At 61.3% G+C, this 22,132-nt stretch carries 18 protein-coding genes and 1 tRNA gene; 12 read left to right on the top strand and 7 right to left on the bottom strand.

Translation table 11 applies throughout. The features are described 5' to 3' along the window. Nucleotides 1-14: 14 nt before the first annotated feature. On the bottom strand, nucleotides 15-1,292 hold the full coding sequence (locus FJ943_RS27240) for a sugar transferase (protein ID WP_224526043.1): 1,278 nt from the start codon (nucleotides 1,290-1,292) through the stop codon (nucleotides 15-17). A gap of 537 nt (nucleotides 1,293-1,829) precedes the next feature. On the opposite strand from FJ943_RS27240, the gene FJ943_RS27235 reads away from it, so the two are divergent. Next, nucleotides 1,830-3,458, top strand: coding sequence for a fatty-acid--CoA ligase (locus tag FJ943_RS27235; RefSeq protein WP_140726510.1), 1,629 nt, complete (start codon nucleotides 1,830-1,832; stop codon nucleotides 3,456-3,458). Nucleotides 3,459-3,525: 67 nt separating this feature from the next. Next, complete coding sequence (locus tag FJ943_RS27230; protein WP_140663254.1) at nucleotides 3,526-4,311, top strand: DUF1499 domain-containing protein; 786 nt, start codon at nucleotides 3,526-3,528, stop codon at nucleotides 4,309-4,311. A gap of 62 nt (nucleotides 4,312-4,373) precedes the next feature. Here the strand turns inward: FJ943_RS27230 and FJ943_RS27225 are convergent, their stop codons facing one another. Further along, nucleotides 4,374-5,282 (bottom strand): MBL fold metallo-hydrolase, encoded by a 909-nt coding sequence (locus tag FJ943_RS27225; protein ID WP_140726507.1) that lies wholly within the window; start codon nucleotides 5,280-5,282, stop codon nucleotides 4,374-4,376. A 115-nt stretch (nucleotides 5,283-5,397) separates the two neighbouring features. On the opposite strand from FJ943_RS27225, the gene FJ943_RS27220 reads away from it, so the two are divergent. The 3 genes from FJ943_RS27220 (at nucleotide 5,398) to FJ943_RS27210 (ending at nucleotide 7,030) form a co-directional block, all read left to right on the top strand. After that, nucleotides 5,398-5,988 (top strand): biotin transporter BioY, encoded by a 591-nt coding sequence (locus tag FJ943_RS27220; RefSeq protein WP_140726504.1) that lies wholly within the window; start codon nucleotides 5,398-5,400, stop codon nucleotides 5,986-5,988. A gap of 170 nt (nucleotides 5,989-6,158) precedes the next feature. After that, on the top strand, nucleotides 6,159-6,512 hold the full coding sequence (locus tag FJ943_RS27215; protein WP_015318748.1) for a hypothetical protein: 354 nt from the start codon (nucleotides 6,159-6,161) through the stop codon (nucleotides 6,510-6,512). Between the two features lie 128 nt (nucleotides 6,513-6,640). Continuing rightward, the gene (locus FJ943_RS27210) at nucleotides 6,641-7,030 is read left to right on the top strand and encodes a DUF427 domain-containing protein (protein WP_015318749.1); all 390 of its coding nucleotides are present in this window, start codon (nucleotides 6,641-6,643) and stop codon (nucleotides 7,028-7,030) included. 53 nt (nucleotides 7,031-7,083) lie between these two features. Here FJ943_RS27210 and FJ943_RS27205 read toward each other — a convergent pair whose 3' ends face one another. The 4 genes from FJ943_RS27205 to ppdK all read right to left on the bottom strand — a co-directional run bounded on the left by FJ943_RS27205 (nucleotide 7,084) and on the right by ppdK (nucleotide 11,883). Further along, complete coding sequence (locus FJ943_RS27205) at nucleotides 7,084-7,824, bottom strand: polysaccharide deacetylase family protein (RefSeq protein WP_015318750.1); 741 nt, start codon at nucleotides 7,822-7,824, stop codon at nucleotides 7,084-7,086. A gap of 25 nt (nucleotides 7,825-7,849) precedes the next feature. Beyond that, on the bottom strand, nucleotides 7,850-7,999 hold the full coding sequence (locus tag FJ943_RS29780) for a hypothetical protein (RefSeq protein WP_181174651.1): 150 nt from the start codon (nucleotides 7,997-7,999) through the stop codon (nucleotides 7,850-7,852). Continuing rightward, the gene (locus FJ943_RS27200; protein ID WP_224643876.1) at nucleotides 7,983-9,113 is read right to left on the bottom strand and encodes a glycosyltransferase family 9 protein; all 1,131 of its coding nucleotides are present in this window, start codon (nucleotides 9,111-9,113) and stop codon (nucleotides 7,983-7,985) included. Before FJ943_RS27200 ends, FJ943_RS29780 begins: the two co-directional genes overlap by 17 nt. 91 nt (nucleotides 9,114-9,204) lie before the next feature. Further along, nucleotides 9,205-11,883: a pyruvate, phosphate dikinase gene (ppdK, locus tag FJ943_RS27195; RefSeq protein ID WP_140726501.1), complete on the bottom strand. Its 2,679-nt coding sequence runs from the start codon at nucleotides 11,881-11,883 to the stop codon at nucleotides 9,205-9,207. A 223-nt stretch (nucleotides 11,884-12,106) separates the two neighbouring features. Between ppdK and FJ943_RS27190 the strand changes: the two genes are divergently transcribed. From FJ943_RS27190 to FJ943_RS27165, 6 genes are all read left to right on the top strand, one after another. Next, nucleotides 12,107-12,451: a VOC family protein gene (locus FJ943_RS27190; RefSeq protein ID WP_015318754.1), complete on the top strand. Its 345-nt coding sequence runs from the start codon at nucleotides 12,107-12,109 to the stop codon at nucleotides 12,449-12,451. A 127-nt stretch (nucleotides 12,452-12,578) separates the two neighbouring features. Then, a tRNA-Gln gene (locus tag FJ943_RS27185) sits at nucleotides 12,579-12,653 on the top strand. Nucleotides 12,654-13,170: 517 nt separating this feature from the next. Then, nucleotides 13,171-14,619 (top strand): TolC family protein, encoded by a 1,449-nt coding sequence (locus tag FJ943_RS27180; RefSeq protein ID WP_015318755.1) that lies wholly within the window; start codon nucleotides 13,171-13,173, stop codon nucleotides 14,617-14,619. Nucleotides 14,620-14,655: 36 nt separating this feature from the next. Then, the gene (locus tag FJ943_RS27175) at nucleotides 14,656-16,788 is read left to right on the top strand and encodes a type I secretion system permease/ATPase (RefSeq protein WP_140663265.1); all 2,133 of its coding nucleotides are present in this window, start codon (nucleotides 14,656-14,658) and stop codon (nucleotides 16,786-16,788) included. A gap of 50 nt (nucleotides 16,789-16,838) precedes the next feature. After that, nucleotides 16,839-18,128: an HlyD family type I secretion periplasmic adaptor subunit gene (locus tag FJ943_RS27170; protein WP_015318757.1), complete on the top strand. Its 1,290-nt coding sequence runs from the start codon at nucleotides 16,839-16,841 to the stop codon at nucleotides 18,126-18,128. Continuing rightward, a complete protein-coding gene (locus FJ943_RS27165) occupies nucleotides 18,118-18,759 on the top strand; it encodes a ribbon-helix-helix domain-containing protein (RefSeq protein ID WP_140618714.1) in 642 nt (213 codons plus the stop codon). Before FJ943_RS27170 ends, FJ943_RS27165 begins: the two co-directional genes overlap by 11 nt. A 132-nt stretch (nucleotides 18,760-18,891) precedes the next feature. Here the strand turns inward: FJ943_RS27165 and FJ943_RS27160 are convergent, their stop codons facing one another. After that, complete coding sequence (locus FJ943_RS27160) at nucleotides 18,892-19,845, bottom strand: transglutaminase-like cysteine peptidase (RefSeq protein ID WP_140726498.1); 954 nt, start codon at nucleotides 19,843-19,845, stop codon at nucleotides 18,892-18,894. 323 nt (nucleotides 19,846-20,168) lie between these two features. On the opposite strand from FJ943_RS27160, the gene FJ943_RS27155 reads away from it, so the two are divergent. Further along, nucleotides 20,169-22,132, top strand: a 1,964-nt coding sequence (locus FJ943_RS27155) for an Ig-like domain-containing protein (RefSeq protein WP_210242417.1), incomplete at its 3' end; no start/stop codon positions are given.

The raw sequence follows: 22,132 nt of genomic DNA, 5'->3' as shown, positions 1-22,132 counted from the left end.
AGGCCCTGATTTGGCTATCGCGCACCAAAACCGGTGAACATCGTTTTTATGGTCCTGAGAACGATCAGCACGTCCAACCAAGGTGAGAAGTTCTTTATGTAGTAAAAATCATAGTGCAATTTTTCCATGACATCGCCGACCGCTGCGACATGGCCCTGATTTACTTGTGCCCACCCGCTCACGCCCGGCCTGACGATGTGCCGGTACCGGTAGAACGGCAATTCCGCCTCATACCATTGCGACAGCACGACAGCTTCCGGCCGTGGCCCGATCCAGCTCATCTCACCGCGCAGGATGTTGATGGCCTGCGGCAGCTCGTCGATCCTGAACTTGCGCAGGAAGCTCCCGACCCGCGTGATGCGATCGTCATCCCGTTTGGTGATCGCCTTGTCCTTGTCGCTGCCGGAGCCGGTCTGCTGCCTCATCGAACGAAATTTGTAGACGGTGCAGATCCTGCCCCGGTAGCCCATGCGGGGTTGGCGAAACAGCACGGGGCCTTCCGAGTCCAGCCGGATCGATAGGGCGACCAGCAGCAGAACGGGACAAAGAACCACGACAAGGACAAGCGCGGAGGTCCAGTCGATGGCCTGCTTGATCTTGAGATAAGCCTGGTTCGGATTGAGCGAGCCGAGCGTGTTCTCCGACAGATGTTCGATCTCGACACGACCGGTCAACGATTCGCTGACCTGCTTGACGTGATAGACGGGCGTGCCCGACAGCGCCCGGTCGGCGATGTAGCGCTCCCATTCGGCGCCGAGGTCCGCACGCAAATCGACAACCACGCCGTTAACTCTTTCGATAACGGTGCCGGGCGACTTGAGCCAGAACCAGTGCACGCCCGGCAGGGCCCTGAGGCGCTCGACATTGCCGCCGGGAATGACGGCCAGCCGGTACGGCTCAAGACGCCGGGTCATGAGGCTCAGGCCGAAATACCAGAGCGTGGACTGCGTGAAGCTGGCGGCGGCCTGAAACCGGCTATACTCGAAGCGGAAAAAGAAAATCGTCAAGAAAACAAGACCGTAGGACAGGACGAATGTCGGCAGGATATAGCTGGCCGCGGCCACGCCCGGAAAATTGCCAATGCGGCGATAGGCAAGAAAGCCGGTAACATGCGCAATGATGGCAGCCGCGACCGTTATCTGCAGATTGGCCGAATAGATCGCGTCCGGATAGGATGCTATCCGGATCAGTGCTGGCGCGATGATCGCGAATGTCAGTCCGCCGATGAGTTGAAAACGAATTCTGAACAGGAAGTGCCGGCTTCCGACAATCGTTGATGTTGCGACATTCAACTTCTTCCCCTTCCCCCGAAAGGTGCCCGTGTCGGCAATCGCCACTACACTTGGCAGGCCGTTCCTTCGCAAAGCGAACCGGACCCCTCACCATTGGCGATTCGACTCAGTCGAAGATCAAGAGCTACGCCAGTGCGACCTCACCAGCAAGCATCTATTTAGCGGGAATAGTTGGCAGAAGTTCTGATCGGCAGCATTGCTGCATTGCAATTTAAAAGCCGCGGCTAATGTCCGGCTTATTCTCCAATCCTTGAGAAACCTGCCGAACCCTCAGCCGATATATAAAGGTGATGTCTTTGGTGCCGACCAAGCGCCCATGCCAAATCGGCCAACCGCCTGGCCAGATCGCCATCGATGGCCGGTCCGGGCCCGATGCAGCCAAGCGAAATCAAAAAGCCGTCCGGATTCAACCGTTTGCCGATACAGGTTCGAACTCCGACTTTCGCCCGGCGCGCTTGTGGACGCTGGACAATTCCCCGGTTCGCTTCACAATGCGATCAAAAGCGCACCGTGAAAAGCGTGATGGAGGAACCCGGCATGCTGGGACTGATGCAGGAATGGCCGCTGCTGTGCCACAAGCTGATCGACAACGCCGAGCGGCAGCATGGTGCGCGGGAGATCGTGTCGCGTTCGATCGAGGGGCCGATCGTGCGCACCACCTATGCCGACCTTCATCGTCGTTCCCTCAAGGTCGCCCAGCGCCTGGAGCGCGACGGTTTTGCCTTGGGCGACCGCATCGCGACGCTGGCCTGGAACACCGCCCGCCACATCGAGACCTGGTACGGCATCATGGGCATCGGTGCTATCTACCACACCCTCAATCCGCGCCTGTTTCCCGAACAGATCGTCTGGATCATGAACCACGCCGAGGACAAGGCCGTCTTCGTCGACCTCACCTTCATCCCGTTGCTCGAGAAGATTGCCGGTGCCGTCAAATCGCTGAAGAAGGTAATCGTGCTCACCGACAAGGCGCACATGCCGCAAACGACCCTGCCCGACGCCGTCGCCTATGAGGAGTGGCTCGGAGAGGTCGATGGCGATTTCGCCTGGAGGAGCTTCGACGAAGGCACCGCCGCCGGCATGTGCTACACGTCGGGCACGACGGGCGATCCCAAGGGGGTCGTCTACAGTCATCGCTCGAACGTGCTGCACGCCATGATCGCGGCCATGCCCGACGCCATGGGCCTGTCGTCGCGCGACACGATTCTGCCGGTGGTGCCGATGTTCCACGCCAATGCCTGGGGTCTTGGCCAGAGCGGCCCGATGATCGGCGCCAAGCTGGTCATGCCAGGCTGCAAGATGGACGGCGCCTCGATCTATGAATTGCTCGATCAGGAAAAGGTGACGTTCAGCGCCGCCGTGCCGACCGTGTGGATGATGCTGCTGCAATATCTGGAGGAGACTGGCAAGACGCTTCCCCATCTCGGCAAGGTCGTGATCGGCGGCTCGTCGTGCCCGCGCGCGATCATGACGAAATTCCAGGACGATTACGGTGTCCAGGTCATCCATGCCTGGGGCATGACCGAAATGTCGCCGCTCGGCACGCTGTGCACCTTGAAGCCGGACTATGCCGGGCTCGAAGGCGAGGCTCGGCTCGACGTCCAGAGCAAGCAGGGTTACCCGCCTTTTGGCGTCGAAATGAAGGTAACCGATGACGAGAACAATCCACAGCCTTGGGACGGCAAAACGTTCGGCCGGCTGAAGGTGCGCGGCCCGGCCGTCGCCCGCGCCTATTATGGCGGTGCGGGCGCGGAGCAGTTCGACGTGGACGGCTGGTTCGACACTGGAGACGTCGCCCATATCGATGCCGGCGGCTACATGCAGATCACCGACCGTGCCAAGGACGTCATCAAGTCCGGCGGCGAATGGATTTCGACCATCGACCTGGAGAATCTGGCCGTTGGCCATCCCGATGTGGCGGAAGCCGCGGCCATCGGCATCAAGCATTCGAAATGGGGCGAGCGGCCCCTGCTGGTCGTCGTTGCCAAGCCGGGCAAGGAACCGACCAAGGCCGGGATTCTCGATTTCATGGATGGCAAGGTGGCCAAATGGTGGATGCCGGACGACGTCGCTTTCGTCGGCGAGATACCGCACACCGCCACAGGCAAGATCCAGAAGATCACCTTGCGTCAGCAGTTCAGGGACTATCGCTTGCCGACGGATTGAGAGGATGTTGCGTGTTTCCGCAAAAAGGCACTAAACCTCCATCCGGGTTGGGGCAACGCAGAGAATAATGGTTAGCATTCCCGAACGGCAAACGTCGAAGGCTGCCGGCTGGTCGCGGCGCACGGGCGCCTTTTCAGCGGTGCTTTTGCTGACGAACTTTGTCGGCCATCGCTTCGGCCTCGTCCAAACACCGGTCTTCCTGTGGGTGCTGGGCATTGCTGCCCTGCTGGCGGCGCTGGCGCTGCTGTTTGCCGGCCTGGCCTTTGCGAGGCTGTGGAATTTCGGTGACCGTGGTGGCCGTGATCTCACCGTCGGCGCCTTGCTGGCGCTGCTGGTGCTCACCCCCTACGGCGTTGCCGCCTACTGGGCGACGATCTATCCGCCGCTGCGGGACATTTCGACCGATTTCGATGAACCGCCCGCGCTCGATGTCAGCGACCGGACCAAGGACATGAACGCAGTGTCCCCGTCGACGCCGGGTGAGCAGACGTTGCAGACGGACAGCTATCCATTGGTCACCGCACGCAGCTACGACCTGCCGTTCGAGACCGTCGTCAATGCTGTTGAAACCGTGCTCGACCGGCGCGGCTGGGACCTTTCGGAGCCTTATCCCGAACTCGCCGGACAGACGGAGGTGACAATCACCGCCGTCGCCTCGAGTTTCGTTCTTGGCCTTCCCGCCGACGTCGCCATTCGCGTCACGGATGACGGCGACACGGTCATCGTCGACATGCGCTCCGCCTCGCGTTACGGCCGCCATGACCTTGGCGACAATGCCGCGCGCATCACTGAATTCCTCACGGAGCTCGATCAGGAAGTCGCCGGCCAGATCGGCGCGGCGCCGGCACAATAGCCATTTTTCGAGCAAATCGCGCGCCGCGACGATGATTGGTGAACGGGTGGGCGGCGGCAGGGCTATCGGCCAGGCGTGAAAATGCCATCTATGGCGGGAGCGGAGTCCGTCGCCACCACGCCGCGCGCCACCAGGTCCTCCAGATGGGCAAGCACCGACAGGCCGGCGGCGCCGTGCAGCCGGGGGTCGGTATCCCTGTAGATCGCCTTGACCATGTCGGGGATTGTCCTGTCGCCGGCCCTGATCCGTTCCAATATGGCTCGTTCGCGCATCTTGCGATGGGTCTTCAGCCCGCGCATGAAAGCGCGCGGCGCCGTCACCGGTCCTCCATGGCCAGGCAGCAGTAGCCGGTCGCCGCGCTCTATCAGGCGGTCCAGCGATGCCATGTAGTCGGCCATTGCCCCGTCCGGCGGCGCGACGATCGAGGTTGCCCAGCCCATGACGTGATCGGCTGAAAACAGGATGCCGGTGCCTTCCAGCGCGAATGCCGCATGGTTGGCGGTATGGCCGGGCGTCAGGACGGTCCGGATCGCCCAGCCGTCGCCGCTGACCAGCTCGCCGTCCAGCAAGGCGATGTCGGGAATGAAAGCGGTGTCGGCGCTGGCGTCGAGCGCATTGGTTTCGCCAATGTGCAAGGGCCTCGCCGGCCGGTGCGGCCCCTCCGCCAGCACTTGGGCGCCGGTGCGCTCCTTCAACCGGGCCGCCAGCGGAGAATGGTCGCGATGCGTGTGGCTGACGAAAATGTGGCTCACCGGCCGGCCCGCGATCACGTCGAGCAAGGTCTGAAGATGCGCCTCGTCATCGGGCCCCGGATCGATCACCGCCAGCGTATCGTGGCCCACGACGTAGCTGTTGGTGCCATGGAAAGTGAAGGGACTGGGATTAGGGGCCGTGACGCGTTGCACGTCGGGGGCCACGCTTACACCTTGGCCGTAAGCAGGGTCGAAGCTGGTATCGAATTTGAGAGCCATGTCGGCGCTTTGTTCCCGGAACGGCAAAACAGATTGCCGCATAGCACGCAAGCCAATATAGGAAAATGCAAGACCGCGATTTCTGGTTCGCGGCAAGATTGGATTGGGGAAGACCATGACAACCGCAACGACGACGCGCCCGCTTGTTTTCCTGGCCTTGCCGCAGGAAGGTGCCGCGCGACTGGCAACGCAGTTTTTACTGGCGATCGCCGGGACGCTGCTCTTGACGCTTTCGGCCAAGACCAAGGTGATGCTCGGGCCTGTCGACCTCTCGATGCAGACGCTTGCCGTCCTGCTGATCGCCGCCGCCTTCGGCATGCGGCTCGGCCTCGCCACCCTGCTGCTCTACATGGCTGAAGGCGCCATGGGCTTCCCGGTCTTCCAGGGCACGCCGGAAAAAGGCATCGGCATTGCCTATATGCTCGGCTCGACCGGCGGCTATCTCGCCGGCTTCGTGGTCATGGCGGCGATTGTCGGCTGGGCCGCCGACCGCGGCTGGGACCGTCATCCGATCAAGCTTTTCAACGCCATGCTGATTGCCGAAGTGGTGATGATGGCGATGGGTTTTGCCTGGCTGGCAATGCTCATCGGTCCGGAAAAATCCTGGCAGTTCGGCGTCGTGCCGTTCATCGTCGGCGATCTCATCAAGGTCGCGCTCGCGGCCAGCCTCGTGCCGGCCGTCTGGTCGCTGCTGAAGCGCTCCTGAAATTTGGGGGTCCCTGCCGCCGATCGAATGGCAGGAGCTTCAAACAGATTCCATCGGCGCAAACTCCTCGTGATCGGACCAACAGCAAAAAGTGCCATAATCCGGCCATCGTCGGTGTTAAGCTTCGTTAACGGGCAAAGGGGTGCGATTGGCGACTGAAAGAGGTTCGCATGGACGCGCTCGACGATAAGGTTCTCGAGAGTACGCTTGCCGAAAGCCTGGCCGATCTGGTGCCGGACGAAAAGACCGTTTCCGAAGACGAGTTCGTCGAAGTTGTCGGCGGCGCGCTCGAAGCGGTCGGCGGCACACTGCTGTTCAAGATGTGCGTCCAGAACGAAGGCGAAGGCCAGCACGTCGCGGCGGCATCCGTCGGTGATGGCGGCAATCGCCAGTTCCTCCTGCTCACCTTGCCAACCGTCGGAGGGGCGCTGAAGGTCGAGACGATCTCGAGAAGCAGCAACCCGGTGGCGGGCATCGCGGCCGCCTATGCCGGGCTGATGGACGCCTTCAAAACCGCTGCCTGATTTTCCGCTGCCACGCCAAGGCCAGTCTTGCGCCACGCACGGGCGCTTGGTGTCTGCTTGTTTGTGACCACGGGCCTTGTTCTATCCGGTCGCCCACCACACCTAAAGTCGGGGCAAGGAGAACCAGCATGGACAAGATCGCCAACCCGGCACCCGGCTTCCAGCGCAATCCCGACAAGATCATCACGATAGAGCCCTATTCCGGCACCGTCACAATCCGCGCCGGCAGTACGGTCATCGCTTCTTCCGCCAAGGCGAAGGTGCTGACGGAGGCCCCCTACCCCGCCGCCTTCTACATTCCGTTCGCCGATATCGATTTCGACAAGCTCAGCCGAACGGATCACGCGACGCACTGCCCCTACAAGGGTGATGCCAGCTATTGGAGCGTGCTGCCGGCGGGCGAAGCGGGCAAGGACGCGATGTGGGCCTATCGGCAGCCCTTCGACGAGATGACCGACATCCGCGACCACGGCGCGTTCTACGCCAGCAAGGTCAGCATCGAGGCCAAGCCGGACTGAACGCTTCGGCTTGAAGACACTCAGGGGCATTGATATTCGGGTGATGCCGGCCCTTAGTCGGTGGTGCCGTGATTACCCGTTCCGTCGGCATCGTCGAGGCGCACGAAGGTCATGCCCTTGTCCTTGAGCGCCAGCAGGCCCTGAACCACGCCCTCGCCGGCGGCATGGGTCGGCTGATTGATGTGGGAGATGATGACATCACCGTCCTTGGCGGCGGCGATGCGCCTGGCCGTTTCCTTGGCGCCGAGCAGCGAGCCACCGTCGCCATTGATCGAGAAGCCGGCAATCTTGAAGCCGAGCTTGCGGATCATCGCAATGGCCGAGGGACTGTATTCGGCTGTTGCGCCACGGAACCATTTCGGCGCCGGTTCGCCGGTCGTGGCCAGAGCCGCGGCCCCCGACTCGACTTCGGCAAGGACTGCTTCCGGGCTGCCGGCGCTGCGTATGCCATAGATCTTCTGTGGCGTGTCGACCGCCGGGATATGCCGGCCACCGTGATTTTCCAGCTCGAACAGGTCGGGATGCGCCCGCATGATCGCGACGGCCTCGGCGTTGCGCTTCAGCCAGATGCCGGTGACGAAAATGGTAGCCGGTATCTTGTTGTCCACCAACGCCGAGAGAATGCGCGTGTCGGTCTTGCCGCCGCAGGCATCGAGCGTGAGTGCAACGCGACCGGTTCCGCTTGCAGCCGGCTTGATGTGCAGCGTGGGTTCGACCAGCGGCGTGGCATGGGCGCTGGATATCAGCGCCACCGACATGGCGATCATGCAGAGATGTTTTTGCGGCAAATGCATCGAACCAAGTTCCCGACCGGCGGTTTCAAGCCGACATCCCAAGACCCGCATGAAGGCGGAAATCGGACGAGAGATAGCAGAAAAACGCCTGGCGCGGCAATTTGACCTCCCACTTGGTCGACGAGCCGTTCAGCGACAGTCTTGCCGTTCCATCGCCCTCAGACAGCGCGTTCATTTTTCAGCTCGGTGCGCGCGAGAATTTCGCGCGCCGCTTCGACAACCGGCTTCACCTCCAGGCGCCAAACGCAGCACGCCTTGCTGGGATCGGTTCGGCGACACAAATCCTTGGCCACGCAGTCACATGGCATTGACGGCCGAAGCGCGATGCTGGGCACGCCGACAGGTCCCCAGCGTGACGGATGCGTCAGGCCGAAAAGGCCGACAACCGGGGTGCCGGCGGCAGCGGCCATATGCATCGGCCCGCTTTCATTGCCCACAAACAGCCGAGCCTGTTCCAGGACGGCCAGTAGGGTCTCGAGCGACAGCGCTCCGACCAGGTCCACCACCGGCGTCGCCGTCTCGGCAACGATCCGCGCGGCGGTTTCACCTTCGCCCGGCCCTCCCACCAGGACGATGCCCAGTCCGGTTTCGGCCGCAATCTGGTCAATCGCCTCGGCAAACCGTTCCGGCTGCCACTGCCGGCCCTTGAAACTCGCGCCTGCGTGGACAGCGACGAAGGCGTTCGGACGGATGTGGTGCGTGCCCAGAAGCGCCAAGGCTTTCGCGGCCTCGAATGGCGGCGGCTGGAGGCTCGGTACCGTCACCCGCAGATCGATGCCGAGCGCTTCAAGAGGGGAGAGATAGCGATAAACAAAATGCTGGCCGCCAAACCCGAATGGTTTGGCAAACACATTGGCGGGCTGCCGCTCCAGCAGCTTCAGCGGCCTTTCCGGGGGATTGTAGCCGACGCGCGTCTTTGCGTTGACCAAGCCGCTGATAAGCCGAGAGGTCTTCGAATCGGTCAGGTCGATCGTCAAATCGAAGCAGAAGCCGCGCAGCGCCTTCACCGTTGCGTAGAGCTCTTTTCCGCGCTCCAGCGGGGTGCCCCGCGCGCGAGCCCGCCTGAACGGAACCACCTCCGAAGCGATGCCATGCGCAATCACGAAGCTCTCCAAGTGCGCTTCGCAGAGGAACACGATCCTGGCACCGGGGAATTCGAGCCGAAGGTTCCTGGCGAGGGTCGAAGCGAGGACGATATCGCCTATGAACTTCGTTTGAATGATCAGGATCGAGCGGAACGGAGCGGGTGAAATCTGCAACATATGTTTCCGGAGACGTTTGGCGATCATCACGAAATTGGTCAGAAACAATGGCGAGATTGCGCGATACCTCTAGCACGTTCGCGTGAGTTTTCATACAAAACCGTAAGCTCGGACCGGTCTATCCACGCCCCGTGGTCGTTGTCTGCACTGCAGCCTGCGCCGCTGCCAGTCTGGCGATCGGCACGCGGTAGGGCGAGCAGGAGACATAGTCGAGCCCGACCTCCTCGCAGAAGCGGATCGACGAGGGATCGCCGCCATGTTCGCCGCAGATGCCGAGCTTGATATCGGGTCGCGTCGCCCTGCCCTTCTGCGCCGCCATGCGCACCAGTTCGCCGACGCCCTCAATGTCGAGCGAAACGAACGGATCCTGCTCGATGATGCCTTTCTGGCGATACGTCTCCAGGAAGGAGGCGGCATCGTCGCGCGAGATGCCGAAGGTGGTCTGGGTGAGGTCGTTGGTGCCGAAGGAGAAGAACTCGGCCGACTCGGCAATGACATGGGCGCGGATCGCCGCGCGGGGAAGCTCAATCATGGTCCCAGTCAGGTAATCGATGTTGACGCCGCTCTCGTCCATGACGCTCTTGGCGACGGCGTCGATGCGTGCCTTCACAAAATCGAGTTCCTTCGCCAGACCGACCAGCGGCACCATGATCTCGGGGACGACCAGCGCGCCGGCTTTCTTGCCGGCCTCGACTGCCGCCTCGAAAATGGCGCGCGCCTGCATCTCGGCAATCTCGGGGTAGGAGACGGCGAGCCGGCAGCCGCGATGGCCTAGCATCGGGTTGAATTCGTGCAGGGCCTCGGTGCGCTGCCTGAGCTTGTCTGCCGACACGTTCATGGCGGCCGCGACTTCGGCGACTTCCGCTTCGGTCTTGGGCAGGAATTCGTGCAGCGGCGGATCGAGCAGGCGGATCGTCACCGGCAGGCCGGCCATGATCTCGAACAGCTCCAGGAAATCCGAGCGCTGCATGGGCAGAAGCTTGGCCAGCGCCGCGCGGCGATCCTTCTCGGTGTCGGCCAGGATCATCTCGCGCATGGCGACGATGCGGGCGCCGTCGAAGAACATGTGCTCGGTGCGGCATAGCCCGATGCCCTCGGCGCCGAAGGAGCGCGCCATGCGGGCATCGAGCGGCGTTTCGGCATTGGTGCGCACCTTCATGCGGCGTACCGCGTCCGCCCATTCCATGATGGCGGCGAAATCGCCGGACAATTCCGGCTGCAGCATCGCCACGGCGCCCTTGAGCACCTGGCCGTTGCCCCCGTCGATGGTGATGATGTCGCCCTTGCGGAAGGTCTGCCCCATCGAGACCAGCGTGCCTGCCTTGTAGTCGACGCGCAGCGAGCCGGCTCCGGACACGCAAGGCTTGCCCATGCCGCGCGCGACGACCGCGGCGTGGCTGGTCATGCCGCCGCGCGTGGTCAGGATGCCTTCGGCCGCATGCATGCCATGGATATCTTCCGGACTGGTCTCGATACGCACCAGGATCGCCTTGCGCCCCTGCGTCTTCAGATCCTCGGCATCGCCGGAAGAAAAGACGATCTCGCCGGTGGCAGCCCCCGGAGACGCCGGCAGCCCGACGCCGATGATGTCTCGTGCGGCCTTCGGGTCGATGGTCGGGTGGAGCAATTGGTCAAGAGAAGCAGGATCGATGCGTGCGACGGCTTCTTGCTTCGTGATCAGGCCGTCCCTTGCCATTTCAACCGCGATCCTGAGCGCCGCCTTGGCGGTCCGCTTGCCGGACCGGGTCTGCAGCATCCACAATTTACCGCGCTCGATGGTGAATTCGAGATCCTGCATGTCGCGGTAGTGCTTTTCCAGGCTGTCGGAGATGGTGACGAAGGACTGGAAGGCATCCGGCATCAGCTTCTGCAGCGAAGGCTTGTCGGAACCGGCCGCGATGCGCGCCGCCTCGGTGATGTTCTGCGGCGTGCGGATGCCGGCGACGACATCCTCGCCCTGCGCATTCACCAGGAACTCTCCATAAAGCATTTTTTCACCGGTCGAGGGGTTGCGGGTGAAGGCAACGCCGGTGGCCGAAGTCTCGCCCATATTGCCAAACACCATGGCCTGGACATTGACCGCCGTGCCCCAGCTTTCCGGGATATCGTGCAGACGCCGGTAGGTGATGGCCCGGTTGTTCATCCAGCTTGAAAACACCGCGCCGATCGCGCCCCAGAGTTGCTCGTGCGGATCCTGCGGGAACGGCCTGCCGAGTTCCTCCTCGACCTTGGCCTTGTAAAGCGCGATGACGCCTTGCCATTCGATCGCCGTCAGTTCGGTATCGAGCTCGTGGCCGAGGCTGGCTTTCTGGTCTTCCAGGATTTCCTCGAACACCTCGTGATCGAGGCCCATGACGACATCGGAATACATCTGGATGAAACGGCGGTAGCTGTCATAGGCAAAGCGCGCATCGCCGGAATCGGCGGCCAGCGCCTCGACTGTCTCGTCGTTCAATCCGAGATTGAGCACGGTGTCCATCATGCCGGGCATCGACGCCCGGGCGCCGGAACGCACCGAAACCAGGAGCAGCTTCGACGGGTCGCCGAACCGGCGGCCAGTCAGCCGGCCGATATGGTCGAGGGCGACTGCGACATCAGCCTCCAATCCCGCCGGGTGGGTGCGACCGTTGGCATAATAGGCATTGCAGACCTCGGTGGTGATCGTAAAGCCTGGCGGTACTGGCAGCCCCAGGCTGCACATCTCGGCCAGGTTGGCGCCCTTTCCGCCCAGCAGATTCTTGTCGCTGGCACGGCCTTCCGCCGCACCATCGCCAAAGGTGAAAACCCATTTGGTCATGCTTGCTCTCCGGTTGCAGGAGATTGGAAAGATTGGCGAAACGCAAAGTTCCATCCGTGCCCGACTTTGGAGCGATATGATGCTGCAGTGCGAAAGGCAAGGCGTCGGCAAGCCGTTCGGCCGCTACAATCGATTAAGAAAAAACTCCGCCTGGGCCTGTGGCAAAAAGACTTGCCACCTCACGGCTCGACGTCTAGAACATAAAGGGAACAAGAGGTGCGCCATGAAACAGCCTGGAAAACTGGACTATCTGGAAATGCCGGCGACCGGCGGCACGCTGGATCGGTTGAAGGCCTTCTACAGCGCCGCCTTCGCTTGGTCTTTCACAGATTATGGGCCGACCTATTCGGCCTTCGCCGAGGGCCTGGATGGCGGCTTTCAGGCCGATGCCGCGGAAGCACCGGCCAAGCCGTTGCCCGTGCTTTACAGCGACAATCTGGAGGAAACCCTTCGCGCCGTCGAAAGCGCCGGCGGAACGATCGTCAGGCGGATATTCTCATTCCCCGGCGGCCGACGCTTCCACTTCGTCGATCCAGCCGGCAACGAGTTGGCTGTGTGGTCCCACTAGTCCGCTTGTGGATCACCTAGCGCCGATTGCACCGCTGGTCAGCCGAGCGTCTTCGCGGTCATTCATAAGCATTGTGCTTTTCGGCTGCTCTGCTAATAACGCGCCGCACAGCGACTCTGACGGCTATTGGGGCGTCGCCAAGTGGTAAGGCATCGGTTTTTGGTACCGACATTCCCAGGTTCGAATCCTGGCGCCCCAGCCAAGCGCAGACGGTCCATTCGAGACCGAAGCGCGCACCGAATAAGCCCTGATCCAAACACTCTGCAGCCTAGACTTAACCAAGAAGTGTCACGCTCGGCAGTGCGTCAGCGATCTCGCAAACCACAGCGGATGAAAGCGCGACCAGAACATGTCGTCAATCTGGGTGGGCCGGACCAAATCCTTCTGCACCCGAGCTGTTGAACGCGCCTTATTGCCTCCGCGAGAGCAACTTTGTTTGCGGACATGCGTACTCATCGGCATATGCCAGAACAGGCTTGCTGTTGCCCATCTTCAATATCTTGTCTCGGGGCTTCAAGTTTCGATACCGGCATTTGATCCCGCCGGCGTCCCAAATGTGTGCTATTTTTGCTACATTTTTTGACCGTCTGCCTAAATTCCATGATTTAGTCACAGCTTAATAATGAAACGCGCACGTTAATTTGCAAGATAGTGGCAAGGTCAGGCGCCAAGCCCGGCTGGGGCGCTCTTAAAGAGCGCGGGGAAACGTGGGTGGGAAAATGAAGACGACAGGTCTGTCGACCAAGGTCATGGGCGTTGGTCTCTTGATGACGGCTACCATGCTGAGCTGCTGGGGCGCGCATGCGCTGACACTCAAGGAAGCCATGGCGGTCGCGGTGGAATCCAACCCGGAAATCGGCCAGGCCATCGAAAACCGCGAGGCCATCGAGTTCGAACTGCGGCAAGCAAAAGGGCTCTATCTTCCAAGCGTCGACCTGGAGGCATCCGCTGGTGCTCGCCGCCTGGACAACTCCTCCCGCCGCGCGCTCTCCATCGAGCACGATGCGCTTTATCCCGCGGAGACCGATCTGACGGTTTCGCAAACGCTTTATGATAGTGGCGCAAGGCGAGCCGAACTCAACCGTCAAGCCTCGCGAGTGGATGGCGCCTCATTCCGCGTGCTGGAGCGATCTGAGTTCATCGGGCTGTCTGTCGTCCAGGATTACCTGGAATACATGCTTCAGGCCTCGATCGTGGCCGAGGCAAAGAAGAATCTGGGCTTTCACCAAGCGATTCTCCACGACATCAGGGAAGGCATAGCAGGCGGCGGATTGAACGAAGCCGACCGGCAACAGGCCGAGGAGCGCTTGTTTGCGGCCAAGGCCCGCATGCAGGAGGCTTCCGAGGAACTCGAGGCCTCGAGAATACGCTTCTTCAAGACCGTCGGGAAACCGCTGACCAATGCATCGCGGCCAGGCGACGTTTCCTCTGCACTGCCAAGGTCCCTGGACGACGCGCTGGGCATTGCGCGGGAGAACAACCCGCGCGTCCACATGGCCAATAGCGATATCGCCGCCGCGGGCTCGCAGGTTGACGCCGCTCGGGCGAAATACGGCCCGTCGGTCGTCGCCGAAGGCGTTGCCCGGGCCGGATACGACATTGACGGCGACAATGGAGACACGTCCGATCTGCAGGCACGGGTGGTGCTGCGGTGGAATCTGTATCGGGGCGGCATCGACAAAGCGAATGAGCAGGAGCAGATCCGCCGCGCCAGCGAACAGCGGCTTGGGCTGCATCAGGTTCTGCGGGAGATCGAAGAAGCCGTTCGCACGTCGTGGGATCGCCGCTTCCGGCAAGCCGACCTGGCAAAGACCCTGAAGCTGCAAGCCGCTTCCAACGAGAAGCTGGTTGCCTCTTATCGCGAGCAGTTCAAGGTCGGACAGCGCTCGCTGCTCGATGTGCTGGATGCGCAGAATACGCGGTTCAACACAGCAACGCTGGCGGACACCGCGTCCTACGCATCCCTCTTTGCCCAATACCGACTTCTGGCGGCAACCGGGCAGTTGCTGAAAACGATGGACATCCAGCCGCCGAAGCAGGCCGCGGCCTACGCCAAGGATGAATTCGCGGTTCCGGAGATCCCAGACACCGAAACCTATGCACGGACCCCGTCGGAACAGAAGAACGACCTGCCCTTCGATATCCTCGCCCCTGTCAGGAAGAAGTGAGCCGTAAGGGGTGTTGAGGGTTCTGGCGGGCGGGTCGTGAATCAGCAGCCACATATTCTGTCGCCCAAGGAGGCGTTCAAGGCCTGCTTTTCGGCGGTGGCTGCCTATCTCGGCAGGCCGAGCGCCGAAACCGTGCTGTTTGCCGGAGTGCCGATTTCGGACACGCGCATCGAGGTCACCGAGATCCGGCATCTTGCCGAGCGCATCGGTCTCGAGACCCAGGAATTCAACCATCGCGACTTCCTGCGCGGTCGCGTCGATCTTCCGGCAATTCTCTTCCGTGTCAGTCAGTTGCCGATCGCCTTGCTGGCGGAAACCGACGGCGACGGGTATCTCACGGCCCCGCAGGAAGACGGGCGCACGACTGTCGGCAAATCCGAGCTGGCCGCAAGTTACATCAGTGGCGGCGTATCCTTCTCGATCACCTATGCCAACGCCACCGAGGGCATGAAGGTCGGGTCGGCGCAGCAGATCGAGCGGCGCCATTGGCTGACGGGGACGATGGGCGCTTTCTGGCGCACCTATTCCAAGGTCGTGCTGTCGGCGATCTTCATCAATCTTTTGGCCATCGCCTCGCCGATCTTCACCATGAATGTCTATGACCGCATATTGCCGAACAAGGCGATATCGACGCTTTGGGTGCTGGCGATCGGCATCGGCGCCGTCATTCTCTTCGATCTGCTTTTGAAAACGGCCCGAGCCTCGCTCATCGACTATGCCGGGCGCAAGGCGGACTTGCGGATATCGTATCTGCTGTTCGAGAAGGTGCTGAATTCATCCCTGTCCGCGCGCCCGGGCTCGACAGGCGAATATGCCAACCGCGTCACCCAATATGAGTTCGTCAGGGAATTTTTCACCTCCAACACGATCAGCGTGTTCATCGATACGGCTTTCGTCTTCATCTTCCTGCTCGTCATCTACGCGATCGGCGGCTGGCTGGTCGTCATCCCGGCCCTCGCATTTGTGGCGTCGGTGGTCGTTGGCCTCGTCACGCAACGCCGCATCGGCAAACGGGTCGCAGCCTCCATGAATGAAGCCTCCCAGCGCCAGGCTCTGCTGGTCGAGTCCATCTCCACGCTGGAAACGATCAAGTCGCTGCGCGCCGAAGCCTATTTGCTGAGGAAGTGGGGCGAGCATTCGAAGAACGCGGCCAACACTTCCGAGAAGATCAAGCAGCTCTCGGCGGCGGCCGGCAACATCACCCAGGCCATCCAGCAGCTTGTGACGGTCGCCCTGGTCGTGGCTGGAGCCTACGCCTTTTCGGAAGGGCATGTTTCGACAGGAGCCATCATTGGAACGGTGATGCTGGCGAGCCGGGCCGTGGCTCCGCTCGGCCAGATCGCGATCACCTTGTCGAGATTTCGCCAGGCCATGCTCTCCTTGAGAATGGTGAATTCCATCATGGCCCAGCCGGAGGACCGGCCGGATACGGTGGGCTTTGTCAATCGCCCGATTCGCAATGGAGCGATGACGTTCAAGAATGTCGGCTTTGTCTACCCCGGATCGGAAAACGAGGTTCTGTCCGGCCTGAACTTTTCGGTGAAGCCGGGAGAGCGCATCGGCATCATCGGCCGCATCGGATCGGGCAAGACGACGATGGGACGCCTGATCGGCAGGCTTTTTCTGCCAAGCTCCGGCGAATTGCTGCTGGATGGCATCGACATCCGCCAGTATCACCCGTCAGAGGTGCGCGCCGCCGTCGGCATCGTCGCGCAAGCCGGCGATCTGTTTTCGGGCACCATCAAGGAGAACCTGCTGATGGCATCTCCGGAGGCGACCGACGAGCAGATCATCGAAGCCGCGAAAGCCGCCGGCGTCGACGAGTTCGTGTCTCGCCATCCGCGCGGCTACGACATGAACGTCGGTGAACGGGGCACCAATCTTTCCGGCGGGCAGAGACAGACGGTGGCGATCGCCCGGCTGCTTTTGACCAAGCCGAAGATCGTCTTTCTGGATGAACCGTCCGGCTCGATGGATCTGGCGTCGGAACGGCAACTGATAAAGCAACTCAAGACCGCTTTCGACCACAACACGACGCTGATCGTCTCGACGCATCGCTTCAGCATGCTCGAATTGGCTGATCGCCTCATTGTTATCGAACAAGGAAAGATAGTTGCCGACGGGCCAAAAGAACAAGTCATTCAGGCGCTGCAGAGAACGAATTCCTGAATGAACAAATTATATCGGGCTGAAACCGATATGATAACGGGGCGTGGGAAATGCTTGCCAGGGAAGACCGCCCGCCGCTTTTCGCGACGGCGTCCATATTCATCATAGGGGCGCTCTTCGCCGCCTTTGTCGCTTGGTCGTCCTTCGCCGAGGTCGACGAGATCGCGCGTGGCGACGGCAAGGTCATACCGGCCTCCAAGACCCAGGTCATTCAAGCCAGCGAGCCGGGCGTCGTTCAGGAAATCGCCGTGAAGGTGGGGCAGGTCGTCAGGAAGAACGACCTTATTATCCGTCTCGACAATACTTTGAACACATCCAGCCTCGGCGAACAGCAAGCCAAGGCGCGGGCCCTGCAAACACGCATCGCCAGGCTCAAATACGAACAGAGCGGCAGCATCACCGGATCGTTTCCCTGTCCGCAGGACATCCAATCCGTGGCGCCGGAAATCTGTGACAACGAACAAAATCTCCTCGTTGCCCGGCGCGAAAACTTCGACAACAAGCTGTCGGTGCTCAAGTCGCGACTCGACCAGCGCGAAAAAGAACTGGACGAGGCGAACGCCAATCTCGACCGCCTGACAAAAAACCTGGCTGTGAGCGACCAGCAGGCGAAGCTGGTCGAGGCGATGGTCAAGAAAGGTCTGATGGCAAGGACCGAGCAGCTCAAGGTCGAGCAGGAACAGACCGAACTCAACGGCCAATTGAACCTGGCCGGCGAGACGATAAAGAAGGGCAAGTCGGCGATCACCGAGGCGCAGCTCCAGGTCGAGGAACTCGGGCTGCAGTTGAAGCAGGAAGCGCTCGATGACCTGACGCAGGCCTTGGCCGATCTTTCAGTGGTGGACGAAACCATTCGCGGCGCGACCGACAAGGTCGCGCGAACGGATATCCGCTCGCCGGTGGACGGCATCGTCAACACGATGGAGTTGAACACCGTCGGCGCCTTCGTCCAGCCGGGTACTGTCGTGGCCGGCATCGTGCCCACTTCCGAGACTTTGCTGGTCGAAGCACGTGTTTCGCCCCGCGATGTCGCGTTTATCCGCCCAGATCAGGATGCCTTGATCAAAGTCACGGCTTACGATTTCTCGATCTTTGGCGGCATCGAAGGCAAGGTTTCAAACATTACCGCCGACAGCCTGGTCGATCAGAAGACGGGCGAGCCCTACTATCAGGTGCGTGTTTCAACCGATAGATCGACACTGGAGCGAGACGGAAAGGCATATTCGATCATCCCCGGCATGATCTGTTCCGTGGATATCAAGACCGGTCGCAAGACGATCCTGAGCTACCTGCTGAAGCCGATCAACAAAGCCCGCCAGGAGGCAATGAGTGAGCGCTAGCGCCACCTCTCCCGCGACCCGGAGCGACCACTTGCTTCTGCCACTCCCGACAGAAGATTTCGAACTCGAGTTCCGCGTCGTGGCGCGCGGCGGCATCAGGCGCGGCATTCGGCTTGAACGGGCTTTCTGGGTTTCGCTGAAACAGATGGCTGAAAGCCGCAAATGCACGATCGGCATGCTGGTCGACGAGATCGCCGAAGGTCACGCGGAGAAAGGAAACTTGACCTCGGCAATCCGGGTGGCCTGCATACGCGAGTTGGGGCGCGAGAACCTGAATTTGCGCAGGCTTGCATCGATCAGGACGATAAACGCCATTCTGCTTGCCTGCCCGTCGCCGGCCTTCGCCTTGGCCTCGACGAAGAAGATCGTGACCTTCAATGCGCCGTTCCAGCAATTGGTCAAACGACAATTGCCGGCGGCATTCGACGAAGACACGCGCCAGGACCTGAAGCTGGCGCTGGATCTCAACGTAGCCGACATATTCGCCCGCCTCGACACCAATGGCGATGTTGCCGTTGCGAGCGGATTTGTGATTGGAGCCGGCGAACGCCGTTACCGGGGCCAATTGAACGTGGTGCGGGCGCCGGTGCTGGACCTGGAATTGCTGATGGCTTTCGTCTTCAACGGCTAGCGCCGTTCATCGTTTCACGCAAACGCCGAACCGCCCTATCTGCTGACGCGATTCCGCCGGAAAACCAACAATAGACTTTTCCAGGAATTGTTCCGCCATTCAACCAGGACAAGAAAGCCGGCGCGCGGGCCCTTACTTGACTTCCGCCTGGAGGCCTTCGCCAGGGGCGACGGTTGCGAAACCGCCCTTGACATCGGCCATCTGGGCGTCCCCCGATTTGGACCCGTGGATCCAGGCCCGGTCGGTGCTGAACGAGTACAGTGGCTGATAATTCGGAAGGGCGCTGTCCTTGAGCACCGTATTGTTGAGACTGTCGAGAATGTAAGTGCCGCTTGCGGTGCTGACCGAAAGCACGGCGTGGAAAAAGCCCCGCTTGCGGTCCTGGAGAACGACGAGCGACATGCTGCGTGCCGGAATGCCGGCCCTCAGCAACGCGGTCATCTTGAGAATGGCGAAGTCCTCGCAGTCGCCAGCACGATTGGCGAGGATCTCCGAAGGCTTCGCCCAGTAATCAAGCTTGCCGTAAACGACGCTGTCCTTCTTATAGGCGATCAGGTGGTTGATGCCGCTGTCGATGAACGACAGTTTTTCGACGAACCCCTTGCCTTGGGCGGCCGAGACCATGGCCGCGAAGGCCGGGCTCTCGTGATCACAGGGGCTGCCCGCGGTGCAATCGGTTATGGCCTGGTAGACAGGTGCCCAGCGCGCCGAAACGGGAAAATTGCGCATGGACAGCGCAACCGACCCGAAAACGCCCGGAATGATCGACGCCGTCGGCATCGGGTCGATACCCCTGCCCTCTTGCGCCATCGAGGCGCTGGACCCGTCTTGAGCGGAAACGGGACCATATCCGTTCAGGACAAGGCTGATCCGGTAGGGGGTGGCCGGCTGCCAGGGCTGGTATCTCTGCAGCGAAATGCCGCCGAGGCCAGACGGCGCCTGGACCATTCCAAGCAGTGCTGCTTCGGGCATGAAATTCCTGATGACGGGCCCGGCAAGGGCTGGCTGCGCCGAGCCGGCTATCCCCACCGCCAGCAGAAGCAGCTTGAGCTTGCACTTCCCCGGAGCATTCTTTTGTTTTTTCATGACGCCCACCTTTGACTGTGGACGCTACCAATTTTGTCTCAAATTACTGGAAAGGAAGATGGATAAGTTTCCTACGAATTCACTTTGCTGATTTTAGTAAAATTTTACATGTATTTATACTTATATTTACCAAGTTTTCCGCGCCCCCGGTGGCGAAGCGCTATGCCTTCCAGACAACATATAACTGATTATATGTTCACAGTTTACCAAGCGTAAAAAAAGTCATCGAAGGCATATCCAAATATATAGAATGGATTGACGGACCGTTGCAAAGTCAAGCTGCCGCCTGTCTCTATCCGGGAAATACCGGAGGGGTTTAAGCTATGGCGAACAGTATTGAACTGGACAATCTTTCGAACTCGTGGGACGAGCATTCCGTCTCCAGCGATCATCACGACCTGACAGCGCCGACCCAGGTGGTGGCGCAAGCCGCGCCCGCCGAGCAAGCGGCGGCACCGGTCCAAACAGCGCCGGCCGCGGCCGAGCCTGTGCCGGTCGATGTCGGTGGCGGCGCGCCAGCGGCAGCTCCGCCAGCGGCAAACGCCCCGCACGAATACGTCGCGGACGCAAGCAACGTCGTCAAACTTCCCGCCAATGTCTCGATCGACAACATCAAGGTCGACGGCCACAACCTCGTGCTCGAGCAGGCGGACGGCTCGGTCATCGTCATCAAGGACGGTGCCCTGCATGTGCCGACCTTCATCATCGGCGACGTCGAAGTGCCGCGCGTGGCCTTGATCGCAGCGCTGGAAGCGAGCCATGTCGATGTCGCCTTTGGCGCGGACGGCTCGATATCGGCCGGTGGCAGCACGACCTCGAGCGCCGGCGGCAATTTCGAACAGCCTGCCGGCGGGATCGGCGACGGCTTCGGACTATCGGCGCTTCTGCCGCCGACGGCTTTGCAGTTTGGGCAGCTCGAGCGGCATGAGCTGTTTCCCTCTTTGGTCGACAGAGGCGTCTCCGTCGTGGCCATGTCGCTGACCAACCCTGATCAGGCGGCCAGCGAAACCGGACTCGATGGCGGCGCGCAACAATCGCCGGGCAGCGAGGCACCGACCAACTCCGAAACTTCCGGCGTCGGGACGATCAGCATCGACGCACCCGATGGCATCGGCTCGATCGTCATCAACGGCACCACCGTGACCGGCGTCGGCCAGCAAATTTCAGGGCAGTTCGGCTACATCACGATCCTGTCGTTCGATCCTGGCACGGGTGCCATCCAGTATGACTACACTGTCACCCAGTCGGTGACGCATCCCGTTAACACGACCGGATACGACGCCAACGATACGGTTCCGGACAATTTCAGCATCACCGTCACGGATGTCGACGGCGATACGGCGAGCACGACCTTCACCGTTGCCATCATCGACGACGTGCCGACGGCGGTTGTCGACACCGACAGTACCACGGAAGGCGGCACAGCGAATGGCAACGTGATCACCGGGCTTGGTAGCGACGGCAATGCTGCCGGCGGCGACACCAAGGGCGCGGACGGCGCCTCGGTGAGCGGAGTTACGGGCGCCGGGGCAACGACGGTGGTAGGCGGCGACTTCCATGTCGTCGGCCAGTACGGCACGCTGACGCTGAACCCGGACGGCACTTATAGCTATGTAGCCAACTCCAACATCAACAACGCCTCTCCGGTGACCGACACCTTCACCTACACACTGAAGGACGGCGACGGCGACACCTCGCAGACGACGCTCAATATCACCATAGGCGATGGGGAAGGCCCGTCGGTGGTCTTGAACGCCATCATTTCGGTGGACGAGGCAGGGCTCGGCACCGCCAATGCGACCGGCAGCGCGGCCGCGACCAACGTCGAGGACGGCAGCGGGACGGTAACGTTCCACGCCGGTTCCGACAACATCACCGGGCTGGCGTTCTCGTCGGTTGCCGGGATCACGGCGGATGTCAACGGAGTTGCCGGCGCCGACATCGTCTGGACGCTGGCCGGGCCGACTCAGATTGTCGGTTCCATCAACGGCATCGAAGCCATCCAGATCGACCTCGTCGCATCGTCCCTGCCGATCCTGGCGGGAGGTAACGGCTCGGCGACAGTCAATGTGACGCTGCTCGACAACTTCCCGCATCCCGACGCGGGCGGACAGAACATCATCAACCTGACCGGCATCAACGTGGTCGCCACCGATACGGACGGTAGCCAGGCCAGCGCGACGGTTCAGGTTAATGTTACTGATGATACGCCGACGGCCCATGCCGACACCAACAGCGTCACGGAAGGCGCGCAGGCCTCGGGCAATGTGCTGAGCGACGGCACGGC

The sequence above is a fragment of the Mesorhizobium sp. B2-3-10 genome (assembly GCF_006442275.1).
GTDB lineage: Bacteria > Pseudomonadota > Alphaproteobacteria > Rhizobiales > Rhizobiaceae > Mesorhizobium > Mesorhizobium australicum.
The sequence above is the reverse complement of the archived record's forward strand: the minus strand, read 5'-3'. Positions and strand labels throughout refer to the sequence as shown.

Bases quoted from the DNA above. Each gene is read 5' to 3' on its own strand.
- FJ943_RS27200 (WP_224643876.1), bottom strand. From the start codon at position 9,113: ATGATCGCCAAACGTCTCCGGAAACATATGTTGCAGATTTCACCCGCT.
- FJ943_RS29780 (WP_181174651.1), bottom strand. From the start codon at position 7,999: ATGAACGCGCTGTCTGAGGGCGATGGAACGGCAAGACTGTCGCTGAAC.
- FJ943_RS27205 (WP_015318750.1), bottom strand. From the start codon at position 7,824: ATGCATTTGCCGCAAAAACATCTCTGCATGATCGCCATGTCGGTGGCG.
- FJ943_RS27220 (WP_140726504.1), top strand. From the start codon at position 5,398: ATGACAACCGCAACGACGACGCGCCCGCTTGTTTTCCTGGCCTTGCCG.
- ppdK (WP_140726501.1), bottom strand. From the start codon at position 11,883: ATGACCAAATGGGTTTTCACCTTTGGCGATGGTGCGGCGGAAGGCCGT.
- FJ943_RS27180 (WP_015318755.1), top strand. From the start codon at position 13,171: ATGAAGACGACAGGTCTGTCGACCAAGGTCATGGGCGTTGGTCTCTTG.
- FJ943_RS27225 (WP_140726507.1), bottom strand. From the start codon at position 5,282: ATGGCTCTCAAATTCGATACCAGCTTCGACCCTGCTTACGGCCAAGGT.
- FJ943_RS27210 (WP_015318749.1), top strand. From the start codon at position 6,641: ATGGACAAGATCGCCAACCCGGCACCCGGCTTCCAGCGCAATCCCGAC.
- FJ943_RS27190 (WP_015318754.1), top strand. From the start codon at position 12,107: ATGAAACAGCCTGGAAAACTGGACTATCTGGAAATGCCGGCGACCGGC.
- FJ943_RS27215 (WP_015318748.1), top strand. From the start codon at position 6,159: ATGGACGCGCTCGACGATAAGGTTCTCGAGAGTACGCTTGCCGAAAGC.
- FJ943_RS27160 (WP_140726498.1), bottom strand. From the start codon at position 19,845: ATGAAAAAACAAAAGAATGCTCCGGGGAAGTGCAAGCTCAAGCTGCTT.
- FJ943_RS27235 (WP_140726510.1), top strand. From the start codon at position 1,830: ATGCTGGGACTGATGCAGGAATGGCCGCTGCTGTGCCACAAGCTGATC.
- FJ943_RS27230 (WP_140663254.1), top strand. From the start codon at position 3,526: ATGGTTAGCATTCCCGAACGGCAAACGTCGAAGGCTGCCGGCTGGTCG.
- FJ943_RS27170 (WP_015318757.1), top strand. From the start codon at position 16,839: ATGCTTGCCAGGGAAGACCGCCCGCCGCTTTTCGCGACGGCGTCCATA.